This is a genomic window from Chlamydiifrater volucris (assembly GCF_902806995.1).
Taxonomy (GTDB): Bacteria; Chlamydiota; Chlamydiia; order Chlamydiales; family Chlamydiaceae; genus Chlamydiifrater; species Chlamydiifrater volucris.
On sequence record NZ_LR777654.1, the window covers coordinates 509,586 to 534,546 of the forward strand.

A 24,961-nucleotide genomic window follows, 5' to 3' on the forward strand; every position below is an offset into this window, starting at 1 on the left:
CAGGGAGACAAATGAATAAAGATCTTGTGGCTATCTTCGATTATATGGAAAGAGAGAAAGGTATCGATCGTTCCACTGTTATTGGGGCTATAGAAGTCGCTTTAAAAACAGCTGCGAAGAAAAGCTTAAGAGATGAAGCTAATGTATCTGTGAATATCAATGCTCGAACGGGAGACATAGAGGTCTTCTGTGAAAAGGAGATTGTGGATGTTTGCAAAAATCCGAGTAAAGAAATTTCCTTGGACAAGGCTAGAGAGTATGATCCTGACTCTGAAATTGGTCAGTATATAGATGTTCCTTTCTTTTCTGAGAGTTTCGGTAGGATAGCGGCTCATGCGGCAAGACAGATAATCAGTCAAAAGTTGCGGCATGCAGAAAGGGATGTTATTTATGAGGAATACCGTCATAGAGTCAATGAAATCATCTCAGGTGTCGTTAAGCGTTTTTCTAAAGGATCAAACCTAATAGTTGATTTAGGTAAAGTTGAAGCGCTCCTGCCTGCTAGATTCTATCCGAAAACTGATAAATATAAGGTTGGCGATAAAATTTATGCTCTTCTTTATGAAGTGCAAGAACTCGATAACGGAGGCGCAGAGGTTATTTTGAGTCGCAGCCATCCGGAGTTTGTCCGTCAATTATTTCAACAAGAAGTGCCTGAGTTGGAAGAAGGAGTTGTTGAGATAGTAAGAATAGCTAGGGAAGCTGGTTACCGAACCAAGTTGGCTGTTCGCTCTACAGATCCTAAAACAGATCCTGTAGGGGCTTTTGTAGGAATGCGAGGGGTTCGGGTAAAAAATATCATTCGAGAATTAAACGAAGAGAAAATTGATATAGTCAACTATGCATCTTCCTCTGTCGAAATGTTGCAAAATCTTCTGTTCCCGATAGAAATCCAAAAAATAGCAATTTTAGAGGATGATAAAGTTATAGCCATCGTTGTTAATGATTCAGATTACGCGACGGTTATAGGGAAAAAAGGTATTAATGCTAGACTCATCAGTCAAATACTTGGATATGAGCTAGAAGTTCAAAGAATGAGCGAGTACAATAAGCTTTTAGAGATCCAACGACTTCAATTAGCTGAATTTGAGAACCCAGAATTGGATAAGCCTCTAGAAATGGAAAATATTAGCAAGTTGGTGATCCAGAATCTAGTGCAGGCCGGATATGACACTATACGAAAGGTTTTGTTAGCTAGTGCTAGCGAACTTGCCGCTGTCCCTGGAATTAGTTTAGATCTTGCTTATAAAATTCTTGAGCAAGTCAGTAAACATGGAGAACATAAAATTGACGAAAAACCTAAAACTGAAGATTAAAAATTCAAAACTGACTAAGGCTGCCGGATTAGACAAGCTTAAAGCAAAACTTGCTCAGGCTGGTTCTGAAATAAAACCTCAAGAAGAGAAAAGTAGCAAAATTTCTCGAAGTAAAGCGGCTAAAGTTGTCCAAGACGGTTTCGATGCAACATCTCCGCTTCCTTCTGCTGAGTCGAATTTTGGAGAAAGCTCCTCTCCTCGCCGTATTCGTGCAAAGTCGAGATCTTCATTTACTAGTTTGGAGGAATCTTCTTCTGTTCCTGATGATTTGCCTGCTTCCTCTTCCGAATCTGAGGTTGTTTTAGAAACACAAGCTGAAGCTTTTCTCGAGATTAATCCCGAATCGACTGCAGAAGAAATGTCTTCGAAAGAACCCGAGTCTCATACAGAAAGTTTTGAAGAAACTGAAAATCCTTCTCAAGAGGATACAGTCGAGGAAGTTATAGAGGTTTTAGCTCCACCCATAGACTCAAACAAAAACGAAGAGGAGGCTGTAGCTCTTGAATCTTCTCCTGATCCAAAGCCGGCTAAAGTTACAATTAAATCGAAGTTTGGTCCTACAGGTAAGCATATTAATCATCTACTGTCTAAGACTTACAGCAAAAGCGTTGACACAGATAAAGCGGATAAATCAGAGAAGTCTTCAGTAAAATCTTCGACCACAGCAAGTACGGAAGAAAATAGCTCTCACTCCCCTATAAAAAAGAGTGAGCCATCCTCCTCTGGGTTTGGAAATAGCAATGGTAGAGGTTTTCTCAGAAAAGACTCAAAAAAGTCTATGCCCGAATTTAGGGATGGCAGAAAAAAATCTACGGAATCTGTTAAGTCTTTTTCCGGTAGAGACCGGTATGGATTAAACGAAAGCAACGATGATGATAAATGGAGAAAGAAGCGTATAAAGCAAAAGAAGTCCTATGAAGATCACGTTGTGCAACGCCCTACTTCTATTAAAGTTCCCCTTCCTATTACAGTGAAAGATTTGGCGGCGGAGATGAAGCTTAAAGCTTCGGAGCTCATCCAAAAAATGTTTATTCATGGGATGACCTACGTCGTGAATGATGTTTTAGATGATGAGACTACCGTTCAATTTATTGGATCCGAGTTTGGATGTACTGTAGAGATTGATCACTCTGAAAAAGAAAAAATTCAAGTAGTTTCTAATTCTGTCAGGGAAGAAATTAGCGGCACACCCCCCGAAAAGCTCAAAACAAGGCCTCCTGTAGTAGCCTTCATGGGGCATGTTGACCACGGAAAAACTAGTTTGATAGATGCTTTGAGAAAAAGTAATATTGCTTCAGGTGAAGCTGGAGCAATAACCCAGCACATGGGAGCTTTCCGTTGTTCTACTTCTGTAGGAGATATAACTGTTTTGGATACTCCGGGACACGAAGCCTTCTCCGCTATGAGAGCTCGCGGAGCCGAAATTTGTGACATAGTGGTTTTAGTAATAGCTGGAGATGAAGGTATCAAAGAACAGACAACGGAAGCTATTCAACATGCTGTAGCGTCTGAGATCGTTGTAGTTGTCGCCATTAACAAGTGTGACAAGCCTAATTTTAATGTTGAAAATGTGTACCGACAATTAGCGGAGTACAATCTTCTTCCTGAAGCATGGGGTGGAGCTACGGCCACAGTAAATACTTCAGCCAGAACTGGGGAGGGTCTCACGGATCTTTTAGAAATGTTGGCGTTACAAGCCGAAGTTTTGGAATTGAAGGCCGATCCAAGTAATAGAGCTAGAGGATTAGTTATTGAGTCTGAGTTGCATAAAGGATTAGGACATGTGGCAACGGTTCTAGTTCAAAACGGAACCCTGAAAGTTGGAGATTCTTTAGTATTCAATGATTGTTACGGGAAAGTAAAGACTATGCATGATGAGCATAACCTTTCCATGAAAGAAGCTTCTCCATCCACGCCTGCACTAATTACTGGACTTTCTGGTATTCCTAAAGCTGGGGACCCATTCGTTGTAGTAAAAAACGAAAAAACAGCTAAGGAAATTATTGAGGCTAGAATTGCTGGAAAACAAAGATTTGCTCTTCAGCAAAAGCGCAATTTATCTTTTGATGCTTTACTGCAAAACAGAAAAGTTTTGAAGCTCATAATTAAAGCAGACGTTCAGGGTTCCGTTGAGGCTCTTGTAAGCTCTATAGCGAAGATAAAATCTGAGAAAGTAAAGGTTGATATTGTCTCCACAGGAGTTGGAGAAATTTCAGAATCTGATATTCGCCTTGCCGCAGCATCTAAAACGACTATACTAGGGTTCCATACTTCGATAGAAAGTCATGCAGAGCCCCTTATTAAGAGTCTCGGAGTCCGAGTAAAGCTGCATGATATTATCTATCATGCCATAGACGATGTAGAAACTATGATGGCAGATTTATTAGATCCTATCACCGAGGAGAAGCCCTTGGGGTCTGCCGAAATTAAGGAAATCTTTAAGTCATCTCAACTAGGTTGCATTTACGGATGTTTGGTTATTGAAGGTAGTGTTGTAAGAAATCAAAAAATCAACTTGGTTAGAGACAAAGAGGTTGTGTGGAAAGGATCCATATCCTCATTGAAGCGAGTTAAAGAAGATGTTAAAGAGGTTAAAAAAGGTCTTGAGTGCGGAGTGCTTCTCGAAGGGTACGGGTTGGCTAAGGTAGGAGATATAATTCAGTGCTATGAGATTATTTATCATCCACAAAAACTATAGTAGCAGTAATCTTTATGACAGAGAGTAGAAGATTGAAAAAAGCTAATGCTTTGCTTAGAGAAGCTATAGCCCAAGTGATCCTTAAAGAAGTTCAACATCCGAAGATTTCTAATGAGTGGGTTACTGTCACTAGGGTTTCTGTCTCCCCTGATATGCATTCGGCCAAAGTATACGTTTCCATTATGCCCAATTCAAAAAATAGTTCAGAGGAGACTTTAGAAGCATTAAATGCCTCTTCGGGGTTTATTGCTTGTAAGGCATCTAGAGGCATTGTTCTTAAGTATTTTCCTGAACTAGATTTTTATCTAGAAGACATTTTTTCTCCTCAAGATCGCGTTGAGGAGCTTTTATGGAGAATAAAAGAAGAAGAAAGGCTATCCCCTCCTGCTTTAGATCAAACAGATGAAGTGTTATGAAATTAGTGACCGATCTTAAAGAAGGCATTCTTCTTGTGAATAAACCCAAGGGGAGGACTTCTTTTAGTCTCATTCGTGCTTTAACAAAACTCACAGGCGTAAAAAAAATTGGCCATGCAGGCACCTTAGACCCTTTTGCTACAGGAGTCATGGTCATGCTTTTAGGAAGAAAATATACTCGTCTGTCAGATAAACTGCTTTTTCAAGATAAGGAGTATGACGCTGTTGCTTATTTGGGCACTACAACGGATTCTTACGATTGCGATGGAAAAGTGGTTGGTAGATCTAAAAAAGTTCCCACTTTACAAGAAATTTTGAAAGCTTCCGAGTCTTTTCAAGGAGAGATTCTTCAGCTTCCACCCATGTTTTCGGCAAAAAAGGTTCAGGGTAGAAAGCTGTATGAATATGCGAGAAAAGGGATTGTCGTTGAAAGGGCTGAGTGTAAAGTACGGGTTTCCTTAAAAGTTATAAACTATGAATATCCTAGGATATTCTTTTCCGTTTCTTGCAGCAAAGGCACCTATATTCGCAGTATTGCTCATGAGTTGGGTAACATGTTGGGTTGTGGAGCTTATTTAGAGGAGCTTTGTAGGTCTCGGAGCGGGAATTTTTTGCTGAAAGACTGTATTGATGGAAACCTTCTTGACAATGAGGGTTTTGATATTACCCCTCATTTGGTAGACGTAAAAGAAGAGCACCTGACATACAGAGACTCTTTGCAGAACCCATAAAGGTTTTTCTTCCTTTTAATTTCTAGCGTCTCTCGATGCTATTTAGTTATGTAGGAACAGTACCACATCTCCATCTTGAACGATATAATCCCGACCTTCAGCTCTTAGCTTTCCATTCTCCCTGGCGCCAGATCTTCCTCCGTATGTAATCATGTCCTCCATAGACACAACTTCAGCTCTTATGAATCCTTTAGAAATATCTGTATGAATAGCAGCTGCTGCATCAGGAGCTTTAGTTCCTCTAGAAATAGTCCAAGCTCGAGTTTCTATAGGCCCTGTAGTGAAGTAAGATATAAGACCCAAGGCGTCATAAGTAGACCGGACTAACCGCGTTAATCCTGATTCTTTCAATCCCAAAGACAATAACAATTCGTTTGCTTCCTCTTTAGGCAATGCTGAAAGTTCCTCTTCCAAACGAACACAAATAGGAATTACAGGAGCCCTTTCTTCAGATGCAATTTTCTTGACTTTCTCCACATATTCATTAGAAAGTTCCCCTAGAGAATCTTCATCAATGTTAGCTACGTACAAGATAGGTTTCTTTGTCAAGAATGGATAAGGTTTTAGCACTTCCCTTTCAATATCACTAAGTTCTAGGGTCCTTACTGGCTGCTCACTTTCTAAATGTTTTAAAACTTTTTCTAGGACAAACAACAGAGCCCCTGGCTCCTTTTTTCCTTTCGCAGCCTTTTCTGCTTTGCCATATATACTCTGAGCAGAAGAGAAGTCAGACAAGATAAGTTCGAGGTTAATAGTCGCTATATCGTCTTCTGGGTCTATCTTTCCTGCAACATGGGTAATCTCAGTGTTTTCAAAACATCTTACCACATGGGCTATGGCATGCGTTTCCCTAACATGAGATAAAAACTTATTTCCCAACCCCTCCCCTGAAGCAGCCCCCTTAACAAGTCCCGCAATGTCCACAAATTTTACATCAGCATAAACGATTTTTTCACTATTACTTATGCTAGCTAACCTGGATAACCTTTCGTCTTTAACGGAAACAATTCCAACGTTGGGATCTATCGTACAAAATGGGTAATTGCATGAAGCTATGCCTGCACCTGTCAACGCATTAAACAACCCGGACTTTCCTACATTTGGAAGACCCACAATTCCACATTCGGTATGGCTCACCCACTACCTCCTTCAGAGATTGATACCGATAAAAATAAAACGAAACTATACACTAAGAGTATATATTATTTCACTCGCATCCTTAGGCTTAATTCCTTTAACAGCGAAATTTTGATAGCCTAGAGGATCAGCTTGTTTAAAAACCCTTCATTAAGGTAACTTCCAGTTTATTCGTTAGTGACTAAAAAGTACGCTACTTTACGACGTATCAGTAGGATATTGGCGCAGTTATGGGTGAAAAAACAGAAAAGGCGACGCCAAAACGACTTAGGGATGCAAGAAAGAAAGGTCAGGTAGCGAAGTCTCAAGATTTTCCTTCCGCGGTTACTTTTATAGTTTCCATGACTACGGCCTTTTATTTGGCCAACTTCTTTTATGAACAATTGGGCTCTTTTCTGTCTTCGGTATTGATACAAGCTCCTACGAATCACGAACCCAGAGTCACGCTATTCTACCTTCACAAATGTTTGCTTTTAATATTAACGACTTCTCTGCCTCTGTTAGGAGTTGTATCTGTTATTGGATTACTGATAGGTTTTTTAATCGTTGGTCCAACATTTTCTACTGAAGTCTTTAAGCCAGACCTAAAAAAGTTTAATCCCATTGATAATCTCAAGCAAAAATTCAAACTCAAAACTTTTATTGAATTGATGAAGTCTGTGCTAAAAATCTTTGGAGCAGCCTTGATATTGTATTTCACGATAAAGGGAAGGGCAGCTCTCCTCATAGAAACTGCAGGGATTTCTCCTATCGCATCTGCCGAGATTTTCAAACAAATCTTATTAAAAGCTACAACATCTATAGGTATTTTTTTTCTCGTAGTTGCTGTAGCAGACCTTGTGTACCAAAGACACAATTTTGCTAAAGAACTAAAAATGGAAAAGTTTGAGGTAAAACAAGAGTTTAAAGACACAGAAGGTAACCCCGAAATTAAAGGCAGAAGAAGACAAATAGCTCAAGAAATTGCTTATGAAGATTCTTCATCACAAATTAAACACGCTAGTGCAGTAGTCTCCAATCCTAGAGATATTGCAATCGCTATAGGATACATGCCAGAAAAATACAAAGCGCCTTGGATTATTGCCATGGGAGCTGACTATAGAGCGAGAAAAATTATAGAAGAGGCTGAAAAATATAATATCCCGGTCATGAGGAATGTTCCATTAGCTCATCAACTTTGGGAAGAAGGAAAAGAGTTGAAGTTTATTCCAGAATCCACGTATGAAGCTATTGGGGAAATCCTCTTATACGTAACCTCTCTTAACGCGCAAAACTCTAACGCTAAAGATCTTAACAAAGACGACGATTGATGAATAAGTTACTAAATTTTGTTAGTAAAACCTTCGGCGGGGAAGCCGCTCTTAATCTAATCAACAAGTCAAGTGATTTGCTGTTAGCTATTTGGATGATTGGCGTCGTCTTGATGATCATCATCCCTCTACCTCCAGCTATTGTGGACTTAATGATTACTGTTAACTTGGGGGTTTCAGTTTTCCTATTGATGGTCGCTCTTTATATTCCCAGCGCGCTACAACTATCTGTTTTTCCCTCATTACTTCTCATTACCACAATGTTTCGGTTAGGGATTAACATTTCTTCCTCGAGGCAGATTCTGCTAAAGGCTTTTGCGGGTCATGTTATCCAAGCCTTTGGGGATTTCGTTGTTGGAGGAAACTACGTTGTAGGATTTATTATCTTCCTAATTATTACAATTATTCAGTTTATCGTTGTCACCAAAGGTGCGGAGAGAGTTGCTGAGGTCGCTGCTAGATTCCGGTTGGACGCGATGCCTGGCAAACAAATGGCGATTGATGCGGACCTTAGAGCTGGAATGATAGACGCTTCTCAAGCCAGAGACAAGCGTGCCCAAATTCAAAAAGAAAGTGAACTTTATGGAGCCATGGACGGAGCTATGAAGTTCATCAAGGGAGACGTTATTGCTGGTATCGTGATTTCGTTAATCAACATTGTTGGTGGGTTAGTTATTGGTGTTACCATGCACGGCATGGATTTAGCTCAAGCGGGTTATGTCTACACTTTACTGTCTATCGGAGATGGTCTGGTATCTCAAATCCCTTCCCTATTGATTTCTCTTACTGCCGGTATTGTGACAACAAGGGTTTCTAGCGACAAGAACACCAACCTTGGAAAGGAAATTTCTTCGCAATTAATCAGAGAACCTAGGGCATTGCTAATAGCGGCTTGCGCTACTTTAGGCATAGGATTCTTCAAGGGATTCCCCTTATGGTCCTTTGCAATGCTAGCTCTCCTCCTTGGATTTTTTGGAATTGTCCTCTTGGCTAAGAAAAATAACGGAGCTAAAAAATCTGCCTCAGGGGCTGCGGGTTCAACCACTGTTGGAGCTGCTGATGGATCTGCAGTAGCTGGCGATAACCCTGATGACTATTCTCTTACTCTTCCTGTTATTTTGGAACTTGGAAAAGATTTATCTAAATTGATCCAGCAAAAGACAAAAAGTGGTCAAAGTTTTGTCGATGATATGATTCCCAAAATGAGGCAAGCTCTCTACCAAGACGTTGGTATTCGTTACCCTGGGATACATGTACGAACAGACTCCCCTTCGTTAGAAGGTTATGATTATATGATCCTTCTTAATGAAGTTCCTTATGTTCGAGGAAAAATTCCTCCTAATCACGTGCTCACTAATGAGGTTGAAGAAAATCTATCCCGTTACAACTTACCTTTTGTTAATTATAAGAATTCTGCTGGTTTACCTTCCACCTGGGTTAATGAAGATGCTAAAGGGATTCTGGAGAAAGCCGCTATTAAATATTGGACTCCCCTAGAGGTGATTATTCTGCATTTGTCTTACTTCTTCCATAGAAATTCTCAAGAATTCTTAGGTATACAAGAAGTAAGATCTATGATGGAATTTATGGAACGGTCTTTTCCTGACTTAGTTAAAGAAGTTACCCGTTTAATTCCTTTACAGAAGCTTACGGAAATTTTTAAGCGACTTATACAAGAACAGATTTCTATCAAGGATCTGCGCACAATTTTAGAATCCTTAAGTGAATGGGCTCAAACGGAGAAAGATACTGTATTACTTACGGAATATGTACGCTCTTCGTTAAAGTTATATATCAGCTTTAAGTTTTCCCAAGGACAATCAGCAATCTCCGTCTATTTATTAGATCCTGAGATAGAGGAAATGATTCGTGGAGCTATTAAGCAAACATCTGCAGGGTCCTATTTGGCGTTAGATCCAGATTCAGTAAACCTTATTCTAAAATCCATGCGAAATACTATCACTCCTGCACCTCCAGGAGGTCAGCCCCCAGTAATGTTGACAGCAATTGATGTTAGAAGATATGTAAGAAAATTAATAGAAACTGAATTCCCAGATATCGCTGTTATTTCTTATCAGGAAATTCTTCCGGAAATTCGTATCCAGCCTTTAGGAAGAATTCAGATTTTCTAGAGTTCTTTTTGCTGTCAACTTCATTAAGGGGGGCTAATGAGTGCATCAGGCGGAGCTGGTGGTCTAGGTGGGGCTGGCGCTGTCAACGTTTCTGCAATAGAAGCAAAGGCTGCGGCAGCTGATGCAAAAGAGGTTGTTGCTAATCAAGAAACTTCTGAAATGAGTATGATTACTGCTAGTCAGGATTTAACTAATCCAGCTGCAGCAACAAGAACTCGTAAAAAAGAAGAAAAGTTTGAGTCTATAGAAAACAGAAAGAAAGCTTCTGCTGGCGAGGAGAAAAAAACTAAGTCTACAGAAGAAAAAGCTGGTGAAGACTTAGCGGATAAAACGGCTGCCAATAACCCTGAAATTTCTGCTAAAGACCTTCGTTCTCTAAAGGAAGGTATTAGTGACGACTCTTCTCCCGAAGACATCTTAGAAATGGTCAATGAAAAATTTTCTGATCCTGTTTCTAAGATGCAGGCTTTGGAGTATTTGGATGTGACGACTCCTGCTTCTCAAGGTGCTCTAAAATCTGCCATTTCCAGAGCTAAAGAACAGTTTTCTAACGAGAATCGACGAGAAATTTCTGGTGGAAAAAACATTCTATTTGCTTCTCAGCAATATGCAGAAGCTCTAAATGTGTCGCCCTCTGGATTACGCTCTTTATACACGGAGGTCACTGGCGACACTCATTCTTGTCAGCAATTACTTGGAATGCTTCAAGACCGGTACACATTTCCTGAGATGGGCAAAGTAACTAGCTTTCTTTTGAATGGCATGTCTGCTGATATGAAATCTTCAGGTCCTTCCATAGCTCCTGCTAAGCTTCAGGTAATGATGAACGAAATTAAAAATCTCCAAGCTGTTCTAACTTCTTTTGATTTTTTTGAAGCTAGTTTTCCTGCCATGGAAAACTCTCTCAAAATGGAGGGAGTTCCTCTACCTTCGGATTTAAATTTTGTAAAAGTTGCTGAAGGATTTCATCGAACTGTTGGAGAAAAATTTCCTTCTATGTCGAAACTACAAAGTGAAGTTCAGGGATTGGTTGGCAACAATATAGAAGCCCAGTCAGCCATTTTAAATTTATTTTTCCAAGGGTTAAACAAAACTTCCCCTAGGCTCTATCAAACGGCAGAAAAAAGAACACAACTAGCGACCGTTATTACAAACACATTAGACGCTATTAATGCCAATAACGATGATTACCCGAAGCCTACAGATTTTCCAAAACCTAAACCATGGTCCTAACCAATTGGAGGCATTTTTATGCAAAGTCAATTTGAGCAACTGATGGAAGAATTAGGAAAGGAAGTGGGTTCTCCTCTCATACCTGATGCTAATCAGGCTTGCAAAATTCGATTTGCAGAAAATGATGTTGCCGTGCAAATGGAAGCTGATGGACCTGATGGAAACATCGCTATTGGAGCTATTTTGGGAAAAGTTCCCGCAAATAATTTTCGAGAAAGGCTGTTTAAGGCTGCTTTATCCGTTAATGCTTCTCACCAATCTGAAGTTAAAGGGGTTTTAGCTTATGGAGAAGTCTCTGAGCAATTATTTTTGTGTGATGTCTTGAATATGCATTACTTGGATGGGAAGAAACTATATGAGTACGCCCTATCCTTTTCCAAGCATGCAGCTATATGGATAGGAGCCGTTAACTCCGGAAATCTCCCCGATCTCCATTCTCTAGGATTGTACAACTTATGACATTTAACAAGGCTTCTTCATTTAACTCCTCCTTAAGAAAAAGCCGCTATGTTTCTGCAACCACTGTCAAATCTCTACTTGAATCTCCATCAAAGTCCCATTGGGAAAAAATTGGGATCAATCATAAAGATGGGGTTTGCGTGCCTCTATTTTCTTTAAAATCAAGATCAAGTTTTGGAATAGGTGAATTTTATGACTTAATTCTTTTGTTTCAATGGTGTAAAACCGTTGGGTTTCAAATTGTTCAATTGCTACCACTAAATGATACGGGGGAAGATACAAGCCCATATAACGCCATTTCATCAGTAGCATTAAATCCCATTTTCTTATCTCTGAATTCATTGCCTGATATTGATAAAGTTCCCTCTTATCATAAGCGGGTTTCTTTTTTAAAGTCTCTGAATAACAACGATTCCGTAAACTACAGAGACGTTAGGAAAATCAAGATGTCTATACTTAGAGAATATTATAATACTGTGGGTAAACATTACGCTAAAAGCGATGACTTATTTCAGAAATTTGTTGAAAAAGAGTCTTATTGGTTAAAACCTTATTCACTATTTAAATCTCTTAGAGAATCCTTCCAAAATCTGCCCATTAATCGGTGGCCTAAAGACACGCTGTGCTACTCTGGTATAAAAAATTTGGAATCAGAAAACTCTTCCTCTGCATTTTTTTTTCAATATCTTCAATACTTATGTTTCCAGCAATTGCTAAAGGTAAGAGAAGAAGCTGATAAGCTAGGAATTCTCATTAAAGGAGATATTCCTATTCTCATAAGTAATGACAGTGCTGACGTTTGGTACTACCGAAATCTTTTTACTTCTTCTGTGTCTGTTGGAGCTCCGCCCGACTTATACAACTTAGAAGGACAAAATTGGAACCTTCCCCTCTACAATTGGGAATCTATGGAAGCAATAGACTACAAATGGTGGAGAGTTCGATTGCAGTATGCAGAAAATTTTTACTCTTTATATAGGCTTGACCACATAGCTGGATTTTTTCGGATGTGGATTATACCCCAAGATGGCCGATCAAGATTTGTTCCTGAAAAAGAATCAGAATTTTTAACTCAAGGAACAAAGATTTTAAAAAATTTACTAGCATTTTCTAAGATGCTTCCTGTGGGAGAAGATCTTGGTGATGTCCCGACCAGCATTCGAGAATCAATGAGAGTTCTTGGCATTTGTGGAACCAAGATACCAAGATGGGAGCGACATTGGGACGCAGACGGGTCCTTCAAACACCCTAACACCTATGAACCTATATCTTTAACATCCCTTTCCACGCATGATTCCGATACTTTACATTTATGGTGGAAGAAAAATCCTACAGAAGCAATGAATTACTCGAAGATATTGAAAATCCGGTACTCTAGACAACTTTCCCCGGAAATACAAGAAAAAATTTTATCCTCATCCCACAATTCTTCTAGTTTATTACATATTAATTTATTGAATGATTACCTATCCTTAGATTCAACTATGGTTTCTAACGATCCTGAAAAAGAAAGAATAAATGTTCCGGGAACTATTTCTGAAACTAACTGGGTTTATCGTTGTAAACCTTATTTAGAGGATCTTTTAGAGAATAATTCCTTTAACAAAAGAATTTCTAGTATTCTCCAGAGACCTCTTTCCAAGTAATTTTTTCTTTCTATATATCTAAAAAACAAGTAGTATTGGTCCCTGGAGATTTCTTCTGTCCTCGGAGGGAGTCTGTTCTGAGAGTTATTTGTAACAAAGTTGTAAGCGAGTCGTCACCGTTATGTCTAGAAGATGCCAAATTACAGGCAAAAGACCCGAGAGAGGTTTTACCTACACCATACGTGGTATTGCTAAGAAAAAGAAAGGGATTGGTTTAAAGGTTACGGGGAAGACCAAGAGACGCTTTCTTCCTAACATTATAAAAAAACGTCTTTGGTCTCCAGAAGAGAATAGATTTTTAAAGCTAAAAATTTCTACCAGTGCCCTTCGGCTAATTGATAAAATAGGCTTGAAAAGAGCTTTATCCGCCAATAAGTCGTCTAAAAATTCTTAGAATTTTTATTTAGCCTATATCTAGGAGAAGGGATATGTCTTTAGACCTTAGAAAGTTCCTGTCCCTTCTAAGAAAGTCTAACCAGCTCATAGATGTCGAAGTCCCTGTAGACCCTAATTTAGAATTGGCAGAGATTCATCGCAGGGTTATCAACGAGGGGGGAGGGGCTCTTTTATTTCATAAAGTTTTGGGATCTCCATTTCCCGTCGTTACCAATCTGTTTGGAACAAGGCAGAGAGTTGACTTGGCTTTTTCTTCGTGCCCAAAAACTATTTTTGAGGACGCGAAGCTCCTGGTGTCTACTCCTCCCTCGGTAGCATCTTTTTGGAAGAGGCGCTCGCTTATTTGGCGAGGATTACGTGCTGGCAAGAGAAAAATGCCATCCTTTTTCTGTCCTTTGAAAAGGATGGTGTCTCCCGATCTGAACAAAATTCCTATGATTAAATCGTGGCCAGAGGATGGTGGGCACTTTGTTACCCTTCCTTTAGTGTATACAAAATCTATCCTCACGGGAAAAGAAAATTTGGGAATGTATCGCCTCCAACGTTTTGACTCCTCTACTTTAGGGTTGCATTTCCAAATTCAAAAAGGAGGGGGGGCCCACCTCCATGAGGCAGAACAACTAGATAAAGATCTTCCCGTAGGCATTTTCATTAGTGGGAACCCTTTCTTAATTCTTTCAGCTATAACACCTCTTCCTGAGAGCATTTCTGAACTTCTGTTTTGCTCCTTCTTACAAAAAAGAAAAATTCGATGGTCTGACTGTGAAGAATCTACCCTACCCATCCTTCATGACGCCGAATTTGCTTTTTTTGGAGAATCAATGAAACACTTACGAAGACTTGAAGGACCTTTTGGTGATCATTATGGGTACTATAGTTTGGCTCATAATTTTCCTATCTTCAAATGCTATTCTATCTACCACCGCAAAAATGCTATCTATCCGGCAACGGTAGTGGGGAAACCTCGTCAAGAAGACTTCTTTCTAGGGGAACAAATACAAGATTACATGTCTCCTTTAATTTCCCTAGTAATGCCCTCTGTCTCTTCTCTACACACCTATGCTGAGGCAGGTTTTCATTGTTTAGCTTCCGCCGTGGTTAAAGAACGATACCATAAAGAAGCTTTAGTCTCCGCTTTTCGGATTTTAGGTGAAGGGCAATTATCACTAACAAAATTTCTCCTTTTGACAAACGTTAACGTGGACTTAAGAGATTTCAAATCTGTACTGACAGTGATTTTGGAAAGAGCTACTCCGCACAAAGACCTTCTTGTTTTTTCTGATACAAGCATCGATACCCTAGACTATACGGGCACCAGTCTGAACAAAGGGTCCAAGGCCATTTTAATGGGACTAGGAGCTCCCAAAAGAAAACTTCCATTAGAGTATCAAGGAACGTCTATACCCGGCATTGTTCATGCAACTCCATACTCCCCTGGATGCCTAGTCTTGCAAGGAGCATCTGATTGCTCTATTCATACGGTACTAGATCACCCTTCTACCAAAGATTGGCCGCTGGTCATCTTAACCGACGATATCCACAAAACTATCGAAAGCCCTCTCTCCTTCCTTTGGCATGTTTTTACTCGATTTGCTCCAGCAACAGATCTTCATGTTCGTATTGATGGTATTTGTTCCCATCGTCCGATGTACACATTTCCTTTTGTTATTGACGCCAGAATGAAACCTCACTACCCCAAAGAAGTGGAAGTAGATCCAGAAACCTACCGACTTGTCTCCTCTCGATGGAGAACTTATTTTTCATAATGATTATGTCAAAAAATATTCCACAAACAAATGTTTTTATAAAAAATTAATAAGAAATTGTTTATCTACAAACAAGAAATTATTAACTTTTAAAAGAAACAAAAAAAATGAAAAACAAAAAAATAAAACCTCTGACTAAATTCTTCTTTTCACTGGTCTTCTTAATAGGAGGAGGTGGGCTTCTACTAGAAAATTCCGACGACCTAAAAACACTAGAGAAATCCAAAGATCCTGTCATATACTCGTCCCAATGCAAAGATAACGTGAGAGGAGTCTTATGTCATTCCATGCGGAAGGCCGCAAATAGTATTTTTGTTAGAATATACAACCTGTCCGATGAATGGATCATCGATACTTTACATAGAAAAGCCTCGGAGAAGGTACCTGTTCGCCTACATTATTATCAGCTGAAAAATGAAAAAAATTTTTCTCAAATCCATCCAAACATTCAGGCCTTTCCTTTTCTGACATCGAACCAGAGGAACTCACTAATGCACATAAAAACTACTGTCGTTGATAATTCAACTGTATGGATAGGATCCGCTAACTATACTGTGGACTCTCTGGACCTAGATTCTAACCTAACTATAGGAATCAGAAGTCATGAATTGAGCGATCTGGTAATCAAAAATTCTTCCGGAACGTGCTTTGTTAACAACAAACAGATTGATTATTTCACTTTTCCAGAAGACTCTGACCGAGGACTCAAACAGATACTAGCTTTAATAAATGATTCAAAAAGATCAATCAAGGTAGGTATGTTTGCGCTTACAGAACCCAGCTTGTTGGGCGCTCTTTATGAAGCTTACAAGAGGGGCATCGATACCCAGATTATCATAGATAAGTCTTATGCTGCACTAACAAAACAGACTCTTACCTCAGAATGTCACTATAGTTCAGACATGCCCATATGGGTAAAGACCTCTAGATACAAGTTACATCACAAATTTGCTTGGATAGATGATTCTATTCTCATATCTGGTTCTGCTAATTGGTCTAGAAATGGCTTTCACAACAATGTAGAGAATATTCTTATACTTCACGACCTAACTTCACAACAAAATAAAAAGATGCTCAATATTTGGAACCACCTTTCAGCAAACAAAACCCCTATGGAAGAATACTTAAAGGTTACAAAAAATTGCTTCGGAGAGATGATCAATAGGGGCGGAAAAAAATCGAAAAACTGTATAGACAAGCGCTCCTTAGCACCTTCTTTAACATTTTTAGAAAACTATTACTCAGACTTAGCCGCATAAAAGATTAGGGCAAAATATGCTCCTAGCATACAAGGAGCATATATAGGGTTTTAATTCTCGTACTTTTGGAAAAACAGTGAGTCCGCCATTTCTAGTAACCCATTGTTTCTAGCTATTACCCAGTATTCTGCAGCTTCTGATATGGCTTCAGCTGCTTTTTTCCCTATGCGAATAGGAGTTTTGTTCTTTTTCTTCCTTACATCCCACACAGAGTAGTGACCATTCGAAGACAACTTTTTCACCTTATGGCCACTTAAAGATTTAAAAATTACGGAATCCAAATGAATATTTTTTAAGGCTGATAGAATAATCTTAGCTTGCTTCTTTTTGCTTATCACACGAAATCTGTGCTTCTTGGATCTACGATCTCCTACATTTTCTACAGAAGATATTAAGGCATGTTTAATAGCTGTTGAAGCTATTTCTTCTACAACTTTTCTGACAGTTTTATCTCCACCTCCGTTAGAAGAATCCCCTTGGGAAAGACCACAAGCTAAAATTTGTCCATATGGATTAAAGTGTATACTCATAAACTGAATAAGACCTTTATTCTAAATTAATTACTATCACCATCTTCCTCAGCTATCTCTTCTACCTCCTCCTCTCTACGTTCTTCTTGTTTTTGACGATCATTATTGTCATCACCAGAATCGTTATGTGCCGAAGCCGCTTCTGGTTTTCCTTGTATAGACATCTTTGAAGATCCCTCTCCATACGGAGTATGTGGTTTCAGTACTAATGCTGGATCAATAGCAACGTTTCTGTACTGATAAATGAGTGGATCAGGAGGTGAGTTGCGGCCAGGAATATCATTAAGTTCTTTGATATATTCTGACTTACTCTTTGGTGGCGGCAGCTGAAAAGCCATTCCTTGACAAGAAGAAAACAAGTATGAAGAACAAGTAATCGCTGATGTTCTCTCTAAAGGTACTTCTGAGGAATTTCGAGAAAAAGAAATGGATCCTCCGCTAACTGCTATTGAATGTTCCAAAAAATTCTCTTCCTTGTACCTAAAGTTTGAGGAACTAGAGTTTGTATTTTCCAAGTGCTCAAAGCGTTGAGAACTCCACGAATCTTCTTTTTTCTCTATTTCCAAAGCATCGTTGTCTACAACCCTGCTACTAAACTTCTTAGATTTGCCGCTTGATTTATGAATATCAAACCCATCTTCTCTTAGGTGAACCTCTTTTCCCAAAACTCCTGAGGAATTTTGTGATCCAGAACCCTTTGGAAGACGAAATTTATAGAATCCACCAGAACTAAACGAAGAAGTATTTCCCACATAAGGAAAACCTCCCGGAGGTATTGCACTTAACAATAATTTTTCTTTAGCCTTTTGATTCTCAATTTGTTCTTTGGTTATTTTTTCTGCCAAATCTTTTTTCTGCTCATTTTCAGACAATTCTTCAACAGCTTCTCCTGTTTCTAACGTTACTTCTTCTCCTCTAGAACTTATTTCTCCAACCCTTTCATCACTGGAAACAAGGTGTCTAGAAAATGACGCAGAAGAAGTGGTTTTTGCATCTGGAAGAACAAAATCTATAGTTCCATCCATACCTAAAAGCGGAGATCTTCGTAGTAAAGAAGAAGTTTCCGTATTGGGATCTATCAATTTGCTGATAGCTTCTCCACCTAACCTCTTCGCTGTCCAAGAGCTATATATTAGCTCGGGGTTATCCGGACGCATAACAGGTTTAGATGAGGAAAACAAAGAAGATGAGGCCGCTACATCCTCTAAAGATATTGACTTGTGATCAAAAATAGGGTTGCTGATACCAAAATCAGACGATATTTGAGTCACATAGGGGTTAAATTCTATCCCCCCCTCTCCAGATCTTGGCATTCCTGAGGCATCCAAATAAAAATCCATCATCCTTGGAGACATATCTGAAGATTTACCGTAGGATTCAGGTATATCGCTGGGAATTAAAGAAGTTCCTTCTCCAGAAGCCTTAGCTTTCTTCATAGAAACGCTCGCTCCCTTAGAGCCAAATCCGGAAAGAAAAGCTTTCATTCCAGATTTCATCTTATTCATAGACTGCTTTAACTTAGAGAAGGCCCCCATTTTTTCATGAGTTTTCTCCAGCTTTCTCTTATTTAATTGAGTTTCAGAAAAATGCTCTAAAGAAGAGGACGATCTTACAACAGCTTCCTGCTTTTTTCCTGTAGCAGCAGCCGAATCTGTTTTGTCAGAAGAGATATCTATGGTATCTATGGTGTCAAGGTGCTCAGCATCATTAACTTCTTCGGAAGATTTTTCTGCTCCGCCCATCATATTGGGATCCCAATTGGGTCCTCCCATAGGGGACATTCCTCCTCCAGAAATTGTAGACATACCCCCTCCGATTAAATAAAAGAATTAACAATAAAAAATAATAAAAACTTCATTATTAATATTTTAAAAACAATGAAAACATTTTATTAAACAAAAAAATATTATATAAAACTAAAAAACAATAGAATAAAAAAACACGAGAGTAAATCCTCTCGTGCAAAAACCATAAAAGACAAAAGAACTCTTAGAAAGATTGCTAAAAACAACGGCTCTATACTAATAGGATTTTTACGAAATCCTGTAGAACCAATGAAACATCTTTTGCAGGTTGTTTTGTCTTGGAATAAAGTTCCATCACAAGTTTTTTTTCGAAATTACTCCTACAAAAGTGTCCTCTTCTTTTGTAGGAGGAAAACCGAATCCTAAAAAAAAGCTATAGTTTAACGGAGTACTTTCCTAAAGTATCTATATCTGAGTAAATGAATCCCTTTTCATGATTAAATATTAGGAGCTTTTCTTGTTTGTTTGTCCTAGCTTTAAGCATCCCGTTTACTATTTCATCAAATTTTCTTGCCTTTTCTTCTAACTCTTTGGAATTAGCTAACTTACTTACAACATTCTTCTTATCGAAAGAGCTTTTAGAAAGCTTCTTACTTGAAGAATTCCTTTTTATGGCGCCCATGGACACTTCCGTTATACTTTGATTTCTAGCTTCAGGATTCTTTTTAGAAGATTTTTTTTTTCGATTTTTCTTTTTCGCCACAAAATAAACCTCAAAAAAAAACTAATTCTTATCTTTATTATAAAAAGAAATCATTTTTTTTGTTTTATCTTTCATAAAGATAAAAACAAAAAAAAAAAAACGAACGAATCACATCCAAATTGAATAATCTATGATTTTTAATTTATTTTTTATATACTACCAAAAACTACTCTAACCCACTGTTAATAAGCATTGTATTGCATGGTAATCAAAAGGGTTAAACCTGGAAAAATCTAATGTACAAACAACCCACTTCAATCAGTTTTTTTTTATCTTTGGCAATATTTTTGATTCTACCTTCCTTGCACGTATTTAAAACACAACACATTAAGCTTTTGTGTTTTGCGCCTTATCTTGCGGCTTCAGCTTACAGTCATAGCAAACCTCAGGTATTGCTAAAATCTATGTTTATAGGCTTTCTTTATGATTGTTTCTCATCCGCAGCTTTTGGAATTTATGCCCTTCTTTATGTCCTCTCTTGTTCAATGACCTATAACTTAAAAAACGTCTTTCTGGAGGAAAAACTATTTTCTGTCCCTCTGATTACAACAATTTTTTCCTTGGTGTTTTCTCTCCTTTCTTATCCTGTTTTTTCTTTATTCCACTTCCATGTGTTCTCTCAAAAACAACTTGTATTTGATGTTAAAAATGCCCTCACAGTGGACTTCTGTTATGCAATAATAATCTACGTCATCCCTTGTCTTATATCTAAGGGAAGTCGTAGAATACTTTCGCTAATAAGGAGATTCTTATGATTTTATACGGACAGCCAGTAGCGGAAAAAATTTTTGAAAAGATTTCCCAGGATATAAGGAAAGCATCTTCGAAACCTGGGTTAGCCGTGATTTTGGTAGGCAACAACGCTGCGTCAGAAGTCTATGTGGGAACAAAGGTTAGACGCGCTAAAGAGTTAGGAATGAATTCTAAAGCCTATAGGCTACCTTCTGATGTAGAACCGTCTAAAGTTCTGGAATTGATACAAACTTTGAACTCAGATCCTGAAACACATGGGATTCTCCTCCAGCTCCCGTTACCAAAACACCTGGATGCTGATGCTATTATTAGCACCATAGCTCCGGAGAAGGACGTTGATGGTTTAACACCGATAAATATGGGGAAGTTGTTAGCAGAAATCCCTGGGGGGTTTATCCCTTGTACCCCAGCAGGCATCGTAGAAATTCTTAATCATTATTCTATACCTATGGAGGGTAAACATGTTGTTATCCTGGGCCGTAGTAATATCGTAGGGAAACCCCTGGCTGCCCTTATGATGCAAAAGCACGCTATGACAAATGCTTCAGTGACCGTTCTTCATAGCAAGTCGGAAAATATTAAAGAGATACTCCTTAGTGCCGATATTATTGTTTCAGCTATAGGTTCACCATTTTTTGTTAAGGAAAATATGGTCTCACCCAAGTCTGTCATAATAGACGTTGGAATTTCAAAAATTCCTGACGACAGCTCTCCTAAAGGCTATCAAATCGTCGGTGATGTTGATTTTAATAATGTTGTGACAAAGTGTTCCGCCATTACGCCCGTCCCTCTCGGGGTGGGTCCAACTACAGTGGCTATGCTAATGAGAAATACATGGGAAAGTTATCAAAGATTAGAGATTTTCGGATTATCATCCTAAAAGGTCTCATCATTACTGTACTCTCCGTTGTTTCCATCAACTCTTTAATTGAAAAGGGCAGGTTACTCGTATTCAAGTATTTAGTAAGACATTCCCCTTACTGCCTCAGTGGGGTAGCAATGACTATTCCTTACAGGGTCCTTATTGGGGAAAATTTGTCTATTAAGCAGAGAAAATTTGTAGATAAAAGAATTAATAAAACCTTCCAGCATATTGATGCCATATTCAACAATTGGAACCCCGCATCTGAGATATCTTCAATTAATAGGGCTCCAGCAAATACACCCATACAGCTTTCTAAAGACCTCTTTTCTTTTATAGAGTTTACTTTAGAAATCTCCTCTTTCACCGACGGGAAGTTTGACCCTACATTGGGAAACCTTAAAACATTATGGATTTCACATTTAAAACGAGGATCTACTCCACCTAAGGATGAAATTGAACTATATCAGCAAGCATGTGGAATTTCCAATCTGACTTTGGACCATCAGAATAGAACTCTTACCAAGTCTTTTCGAGAAACCGGTTTAGATCTGTGCGGTATTGTCAAAGGATATGCTGTAGACAGTCTCATAGAGAATTTTAAAAATATCGGAATTCGTTCAGCTTATGTAGAATGGGGTGGAGAAATAAAAACTATAGGCATGCACCCTTCGGGAAGACCTTGGAAAATATTCTCCATAGCCTCAAATAATCCCCTGGAACTCAAAGAGCAAGCTATAGCTTCCAGTGGAAGCTATCTGCAGAACTGGAGGGTAACTAATGGCAAATACACCCACATTATAGATACCGAAACACTGACACCACTCAAAGAAGGCAGTCAGACAATCACTGCTGTTTCCGTTATCCATGGCTCTTGCGCCTGTGCCGATGCTATAGCGACAGCTATGATGACTTTTCCCTCCAAAGAAAAGGCCTCTCAATGGGCTAATAACTTAGGATTAGAAGTATACATCATCTCGAACGATACTTCATAGCAGCTTCTGCTTCTCTCTTGCGTTCTCTATCAATAATGGCCTGGCGTTTGTCGTGGCTTTTCTTACCCTTTCCACAACCAATTTTGACTTTGGCGAAGCCGTTTTTTAAAAGAATAGCCAAAGGCACCACAGCCAATCCTTTACGAGAAATAAAAGACTCTATCTTGGAAATTTCATACTTGTGTAAGAGCAGCTTTCTAGGCCTCCGCTCTTCGTGGTTGTTGATATTTCCAAACTTATAGGGAGCTATACCCGCTCCAATCAACCAAACCTCTCCCCTTGAAACAGTGACATAGGAATCCGTAAGGCTCCCTCCGTGGTCCCTTAATGATTTGATTTCTGTACCCTTTAAAACAATTCCTGCCTCAAAAATCTCCGTAATCTCATAACTGTGGAAGGCTTTCCTATTTGATACTATCTCTTTGCTACTCATAAACCAATTCAACAAAAAGAAACCAGTATACCAAAAGAAATAATTTTTATTCTTATCCTTGACTTTTGAAAATACAGAAGATTATTTTATGGGATTACCCGTTATTTCACTAGGTACTGAGATGAAGTTTGTTGTATCAAGAAACGAACTGAGCAATCTTATTCGAAGGTTGCAGAATATTGTCCCTCAAAATACTCCCATTCCTATTTTGTCTCACGTACTTATAGAAACTAATAATGATGAGCTAATTTTCACCGCTACAGATCTCACTGTGAGTACCCGTTGCGTAGCTAAGGCAAAAGTACAAGAAAAGGGAGCTCTGTCTATCCCTTCACGTAGATTCTTCCAACTCGTTAGGGAATTAACAGAATCGAGTGTTGAAGTCGCTTCTCTTTCGGGAGAAATGGCTGAGATTGTTTCCGGATCTTCTAGGTTTAAATTACACAGTATGGAGAAGGAGGACTTCCCCATGCTTCCGGACATGAGTAATGCAGTAAGGTTTTCTCTGTCATCAGAAAACCTCAAAGATATGTTTCAGCGCACCAGCTTCGCTGTCTCCAGAGAGGAAAGTCGTTATGTCCTTACCGGCGTTCTTTTGAGGATATCTGCAGGCACAGCTACTCTAGTAGGAACCGATGGCAAACGACTAGCCAAAATAGATGCCGAAGTTTCTATAGAACCCGATTTTTGTGGCGAGTATGTGATCCCTATCAAGGCTGTTGAGGAAATTATCAAGCTCTGCTCTGGGGAAGCTACAGAAGCAACCATTTTCTTAGCTGAAGATAAAATTGCTGTTGAATGCGATAATACCCTATTGATCACTAAATTGTTATCTGGGGATTTTCCTGACTTTTCTCCTGTTATCTCAACTCAAAGCAAGGTGACTCTAGATCTTCATAGAGAAGAACTTATGACACTTCTTAAACAAGTAGCTTTGTTTACAGGAGAATTTTCGCATTCTGTGAAATTTACTTTCACCCCTGGAGAACTCACCTTAACGGCCAATTGCACAAAAGTTGGAGAGGGTAGGGTCAGTATGGCGGTCAACTATGAGGGCGATAAATTAGAAATAGCTTTTAATCCTTTCTTTTTCCTAGATATATTGAAGCATAGCAAAGACGAATCCGTAAGCTTGGGAATTTCCGACTCTTACAATCCAGGAGTCATTACAGATTCCACCAGAAGTCTATTTATTATAATGCCTATGAGACTTCATGATGATTAGTCAATGAGAATCCTAAATCTACGACTTTGGAATTTTAGAAACCATTCTAACACAGAGATTTCTTTTTCTCCTGAGATCAATTATCTTTATGGAAAAAATGCTCAGGGAAAAACGAACCTGTTGGAAGCTATCTATATCTTATGCACAGGTAGGTCTTTCCGAACTTCTCATCTTGCTGAAGCTATTTCTTTCGGTAAAGATAGCTTTTATCTAGAAGCCGAATTCGAAAAAAAAAACTTCCTTCATTCGTTGGCCTTCTGTTTTGATAAGAAAGGGAAAAAAATTCTTTGTGATGGCTCTCCCATCACTACTATTTCGTCTTTAATCGGTAGGTTTCCTTTAATCCTATTCGCTCCCAATGATATAGAAATTATTACTGGACCTCCAGCCAGGCGGCGATCGTTTCTCAATCTACTCCTTGCTCAATCACATCCTATTTACGCTAAAAGTCTTACATCTTACACGCGATCCCTACAACACAGAAACTCACTGCTGCGAAACAGAGATACGAGCACCATATCTTTTTGGGAAAAGCAATTGGCTTCTAATGGAGCTAAACTGGTTACTATGAGATCTACCGCTATTTATACCCTTAATGAATATATGCAAACTTTGTGGCAGTACCCTGGAAAAGATTCTTTTGTTCTAAAATTCAAGAGCTGCATTCCTAAAGAACTAACTGATAACGAAGAAGATATCAGAGAATTTCTTATAGAACTTTTCAAAAAAACATTAGAAAAAGACATCGAATTTGGAGCATCCTCTCAGGGCCCTCACAGAGATGATTTCAGTATACTTGTAGATAATAAGCCTGCCGTCTCCTTTTCAAGCGAAGGTCAAAAACATAGCTTACTAGCAACACTTAAGCTATCTGAACATAAATACTTACAGAAACATCTAGATTCTCTCTTACCTCTGATTTGCCTGGATGACTTGCATGCAGGTCTTGATACTGACAGAGGAAATTACTTATTATCTTTACTTAAAAATACAGGCCAACAATTTATTACTTCTACAAAATCCCCTCAAAATTTAGCTGCCAATTCAAAAAGCTATCTAATAAAAGATGGCTCATATACTGCAACTCCTCAGAGTAATTGAAAAATTTAAAAAAATAATTAATAAACTCATTCTCTTTTAAAAAAACTTATTTAAA

At 38.7% G+C, this 24,961-nt stretch carries 22 protein-coding genes; 17 read left to right on the top strand and 5 right to left on the bottom strand.

The annotated features are described in order from the left end of the window. The first annotated feature begins 11 nt into the window (after window positions 1-11). From nusA to truB, 4 genes are read left to right on the top strand one after another with little or no spacing between them, the layout of a single operon-like run. Window positions 12-1,316, top strand: coding sequence for a transcription termination factor NusA (nusA, locus tag KJA62_RS02190; RefSeq protein WP_213318400.1), 1,305 nt, complete (start codon window positions 12-14; stop codon window positions 1,314-1,316). Beyond that, window positions 1,273-4,014, top strand: a complete 2,742-nt coding sequence (gene infB, locus KJA62_RS02195) for a translation initiation factor IF-2 (protein WP_213318401.1) — start codon at window positions 1,273-1,275, stop codon at window positions 4,012-4,014. Before nusA ends, infB begins: the two co-directional genes overlap by 44 nt. A 14-nt stretch (window positions 4,015-4,028) precedes the next feature. Beyond that, on the top strand, window positions 4,029-4,430 hold the full coding sequence (gene rbfA, locus KJA62_RS02200) for a 30S ribosome-binding factor RbfA (RefSeq protein ID WP_213318402.1): 402 nt from the start codon (window positions 4,029-4,031) through the stop codon (window positions 4,428-4,430). After that, window positions 4,427-5,161: a tRNA pseudouridine(55) synthase TruB gene (gene truB / locus KJA62_RS02205; protein WP_213318403.1), complete on the top strand. Its 735-nt coding sequence runs from the start codon at window positions 4,427-4,429 to the stop codon at window positions 5,159-5,161. Before rbfA ends, truB begins: the two co-directional genes overlap by 4 nt. A 42-nt stretch (window positions 5,162-5,203) precedes the next feature. On the opposite strand, the gene ychF is transcribed toward truB, so the two are convergent. After that, window positions 5,204-6,298 carry a redox-regulated ATPase YchF gene (ychF, locus tag KJA62_RS02210; protein ID WP_213318404.1) on the bottom strand — a complete coding sequence of 365 codons (1,095 nt, stop codon included), beginning with the start codon at window positions 6,296-6,298 and terminating at the stop codon, window positions 5,204-5,206. Window positions 6,299-6,528: 230 nt separating this feature from the next. On the opposite strand from ychF, the gene sctU reads away from it, so the two are divergent. From sctU to KJA62_RS02250, 8 genes are all read left to right on the top strand, one after another. After that, on the top strand, window positions 6,529-7,608 hold the full coding sequence (gene sctU, locus KJA62_RS02215) for a type III secretion system export apparatus subunit SctU (protein WP_213318405.1): 1,080 nt from the start codon (window positions 6,529-6,531) through the stop codon (window positions 7,606-7,608). Further along, on the top strand, window positions 7,608-9,740 hold the full coding sequence (gene sctV / locus KJA62_RS02220) for a type III secretion system export apparatus subunit SctV (protein WP_213318406.1): 2,133 nt from the start codon (window positions 7,608-7,610) through the stop codon (window positions 9,738-9,740). The genes sctU and sctV overlap by 1 nt, the downstream gene beginning before the upstream one ends. A gap of 36 nt (window positions 9,741-9,776) precedes the next feature. Beyond that, entirely contained in the window at window positions 9,777-10,973 is a 1,197-nt protein-coding gene (gene sctW / locus KJA62_RS02225; protein WP_213318407.1) for a type III secretion system gatekeeper subunit SctW, read from the top strand. Between the two features lie 18 nt (window positions 10,974-10,991). Then, window positions 10,992-11,432, top strand: coding sequence for a CesT family type III secretion system chaperone (locus KJA62_RS02230; RefSeq protein ID WP_213318408.1), 441 nt, complete (start codon window positions 10,992-10,994; stop codon window positions 11,430-11,432). After that, complete coding sequence (locus KJA62_RS02235) at window positions 11,429-13,078, top strand: 4-alpha-glucanotransferase (protein WP_213318409.1); 1,650 nt, start codon at window positions 11,429-11,431, stop codon at window positions 13,076-13,078. The genes KJA62_RS02230 and KJA62_RS02235 overlap by 4 nt, the downstream gene beginning before the upstream one ends. A gap of 121 nt (window positions 13,079-13,199) precedes the next feature. Further along, complete coding sequence (gene rpmB / locus KJA62_RS02240; RefSeq protein ID WP_213318410.1) at window positions 13,200-13,472, top strand: 50S ribosomal protein L28; 273 nt, start codon at window positions 13,200-13,202, stop codon at window positions 13,470-13,472. A 34-nt stretch (window positions 13,473-13,506) separates the two neighbouring features. Beyond that, window positions 13,507-15,240 carry a UbiD family decarboxylase gene (locus tag KJA62_RS02245; protein WP_213318411.1) on the top strand — a complete coding sequence of 578 codons (1,734 nt, stop codon included), beginning with the start codon at window positions 13,507-13,509 and terminating at the stop codon, window positions 15,238-15,240. A gap of 107 nt (window positions 15,241-15,347) precedes the next feature. Then, complete coding sequence (locus tag KJA62_RS02250) at window positions 15,348-16,499, top strand: phospholipase D-like domain-containing protein (protein ID WP_213318412.1); 1,152 nt, start codon at window positions 15,348-15,350, stop codon at window positions 16,497-16,499. A gap of 50 nt (window positions 16,500-16,549) precedes the next feature. On the opposite strand, the gene KJA62_RS02255 is transcribed toward KJA62_RS02250, so the two are convergent. From KJA62_RS02255 to ltuB, 3 genes are all read right to left on the bottom strand, one after another. Further along, window positions 16,550-17,029 carry a hypothetical protein gene (locus KJA62_RS02255; RefSeq protein WP_213318413.1) on the bottom strand — a complete coding sequence of 160 codons (480 nt, stop codon included), beginning with the start codon at window positions 17,027-17,029 and terminating at the stop codon, window positions 16,550-16,552. A gap of 26 nt (window positions 17,030-17,055) precedes the next feature. Then, the gene (locus KJA62_RS02260; RefSeq protein WP_213318414.1) at window positions 17,056-18,834 is read right to left on the bottom strand and encodes a hypothetical protein; all 1,779 of its coding nucleotides are present in this window, start codon (window positions 18,832-18,834) and stop codon (window positions 17,056-17,058) included. Window positions 18,835-19,207: 373 nt separating this feature from the next. After that, window positions 19,208-19,537, bottom strand: coding sequence for a late transcription unit protein LtuB (gene ltuB / locus KJA62_RS02265; protein ID WP_213318415.1), 330 nt, complete (start codon window positions 19,535-19,537; stop codon window positions 19,208-19,210). 236 nt (window positions 19,538-19,773) lie between these two features. On the opposite strand from ltuB, the gene mreD reads away from it, so the two are divergent. Genes mreD through KJA62_RS02280 form a run of 3 tightly spaced genes read left to right on the top strand, consistent with a single transcriptional unit; the run spans window position 19,774 to window position 22,147 of the window. Further along, entirely contained in the window at window positions 19,774-20,292 is a 519-nt protein-coding gene (gene mreD, locus KJA62_RS05225; RefSeq protein WP_213318416.1) for a rod shape-determining protein MreD, read from the top strand. Further along, window positions 20,289-21,170 carry a tetrahydrofolate dehydrogenase/cyclohydrolase catalytic domain-containing protein gene (locus tag KJA62_RS02275; protein WP_213318417.1) on the top strand — a complete coding sequence of 294 codons (882 nt, stop codon included), beginning with the start codon at window positions 20,289-20,291 and terminating at the stop codon, window positions 21,168-21,170. Before mreD ends, KJA62_RS02275 begins: the two co-directional genes overlap by 4 nt. Then, entirely contained in the window at window positions 21,125-22,147 is a 1,023-nt protein-coding gene (locus KJA62_RS02280) for an FAD:protein FMN transferase (RefSeq protein WP_246481882.1), read from the top strand. Before KJA62_RS02275 ends, KJA62_RS02280 begins: the two co-directional genes overlap by 46 nt. Here the strand turns inward: KJA62_RS02280 and smpB are convergent. After that, window positions 22,125-22,580 carry an SsrA-binding protein SmpB gene (smpB, locus tag KJA62_RS02285; RefSeq protein WP_213318418.1) on the bottom strand — a complete coding sequence of 152 codons (456 nt, stop codon included), beginning with the start codon at window positions 22,578-22,580 and terminating at the stop codon, window positions 22,125-22,127. The genes KJA62_RS02280 and smpB overlap by 23 nt on opposite strands. Before the next feature lie 121 nt (window positions 22,581-22,701). Between smpB and dnaN the strand changes: the two genes are divergently transcribed. Together dnaN and recF are read left to right on the top strand one after the other, a co-directional pair. After that, a complete protein-coding gene (gene dnaN, locus KJA62_RS02290; RefSeq protein ID WP_213318946.1) occupies window positions 22,702-23,805 on the top strand; it encodes a DNA polymerase III subunit beta in 1,104 nt (367 codons plus the stop codon). A 3-nt stretch (window positions 23,806-23,808) separates the two neighbouring features. Further along, window positions 23,809-24,906, top strand: a complete 1,098-nt coding sequence (gene recF, locus KJA62_RS02295; protein ID WP_213318419.1) for a DNA replication/repair protein RecF — start codon at window positions 23,809-23,811, stop codon at window positions 24,904-24,906. Window positions 24,907-24,961 lie beyond the last annotated feature (55 nt).

What these genes read in the sequence shown, in the direction of transcription:
- nusA (WP_213318400.1), top strand. Translation starts at nt 12, where the DNA reads ATGAATAAAGATCTTGTGGCTATCTTCGATTATATGGAAAGAGAGAAA.
- infB (WP_213318401.1), top strand. Translation starts at nt 1,273, where the DNA reads ATGGAGAACATAAAATTGACGAAAAACCTAAAACTGAAGATTAAAAAT.
- rbfA (WP_213318402.1), top strand. Translation starts at nt 4,029, where the DNA reads ATGACAGAGAGTAGAAGATTGAAAAAAGCTAATGCTTTGCTTAGAGAA.
- truB (WP_213318403.1), top strand. Translation starts at nt 4,427, where the DNA reads ATGAAATTAGTGACCGATCTTAAAGAAGGCATTCTTCTTGTGAATAAA.
- sctU (WP_213318405.1), top strand. Translation starts at nt 6,529, where the DNA reads ATGGGTGAAAAAACAGAAAAGGCGACGCCAAAACGACTTAGGGATGCA.
- sctV (WP_213318406.1), top strand. Translation starts at nt 7,608, where the DNA reads ATGAATAAGTTACTAAATTTTGTTAGTAAAACCTTCGGCGGGGAAGCC.
- sctW (WP_213318407.1), top strand. Translation starts at nt 9,777, where the DNA reads ATGAGTGCATCAGGCGGAGCTGGTGGTCTAGGTGGGGCTGGCGCTGTC.
- KJA62_RS02230 (WP_213318408.1), top strand. Translation starts at nt 10,992, where the DNA reads ATGCAAAGTCAATTTGAGCAACTGATGGAAGAATTAGGAAAGGAAGTG.
- KJA62_RS02235 (WP_213318409.1), top strand. Translation starts at nt 11,429, where the DNA reads ATGACATTTAACAAGGCTTCTTCATTTAACTCCTCCTTAAGAAAAAGC.
- rpmB (WP_213318410.1), top strand. Translation starts at nt 13,200, where the DNA reads ATGTCTAGAAGATGCCAAATTACAGGCAAAAGACCCGAGAGAGGTTTT.
- KJA62_RS02245 (WP_213318411.1), top strand. Translation starts at nt 13,507, where the DNA reads ATGTCTTTAGACCTTAGAAAGTTCCTGTCCCTTCTAAGAAAGTCTAAC.
- KJA62_RS02250 (WP_213318412.1), top strand. Translation starts at nt 15,348, where the DNA reads ATGAAAAACAAAAAAATAAAACCTCTGACTAAATTCTTCTTTTCACTG.
- KJA62_RS02255 (WP_213318413.1), bottom strand. Translation starts at nt 17,029, where the DNA reads ATGAGTATACACTTTAATCCATATGGACAAATTTTAGCTTGTGGTCTT.
- KJA62_RS02260 (WP_213318414.1), bottom strand. Translation starts at nt 18,834, where the DNA reads ATGTCTACAATTTCTGGAGGAGGAATGTCCCCTATGGGAGGACCCAAT.
- mreD (WP_213318416.1), top strand. Translation starts at nt 19,774, where the DNA reads ATGTACAAACAACCCACTTCAATCAGTTTTTTTTTATCTTTGGCAATA.
- KJA62_RS02275 (WP_213318417.1), top strand. Translation starts at nt 20,289, where the DNA reads ATGATTTTATACGGACAGCCAGTAGCGGAAAAAATTTTTGAAAAGATT.
- KJA62_RS02280 (WP_246481882.1), top strand. Translation starts at nt 21,125, where the DNA reads ATGGGAAAGTTATCAAAGATTAGAGATTTTCGGATTATCATCCTAAAA.
- smpB (WP_213318418.1), bottom strand. Translation starts at nt 22,580, where the DNA reads ATGAGTAGCAAAGAGATAGTATCAAATAGGAAAGCCTTCCACAGTTAT.
- dnaN (WP_213318946.1), top strand. Translation starts at nt 22,702, where the DNA reads ATGAAGTTTGTTGTATCAAGAAACGAACTGAGCAATCTTATTCGAAGG.
- recF (WP_213318419.1), top strand. Translation starts at nt 23,809, where the DNA reads ATGAGAATCCTAAATCTACGACTTTGGAATTTTAGAAACCATTCTAAC.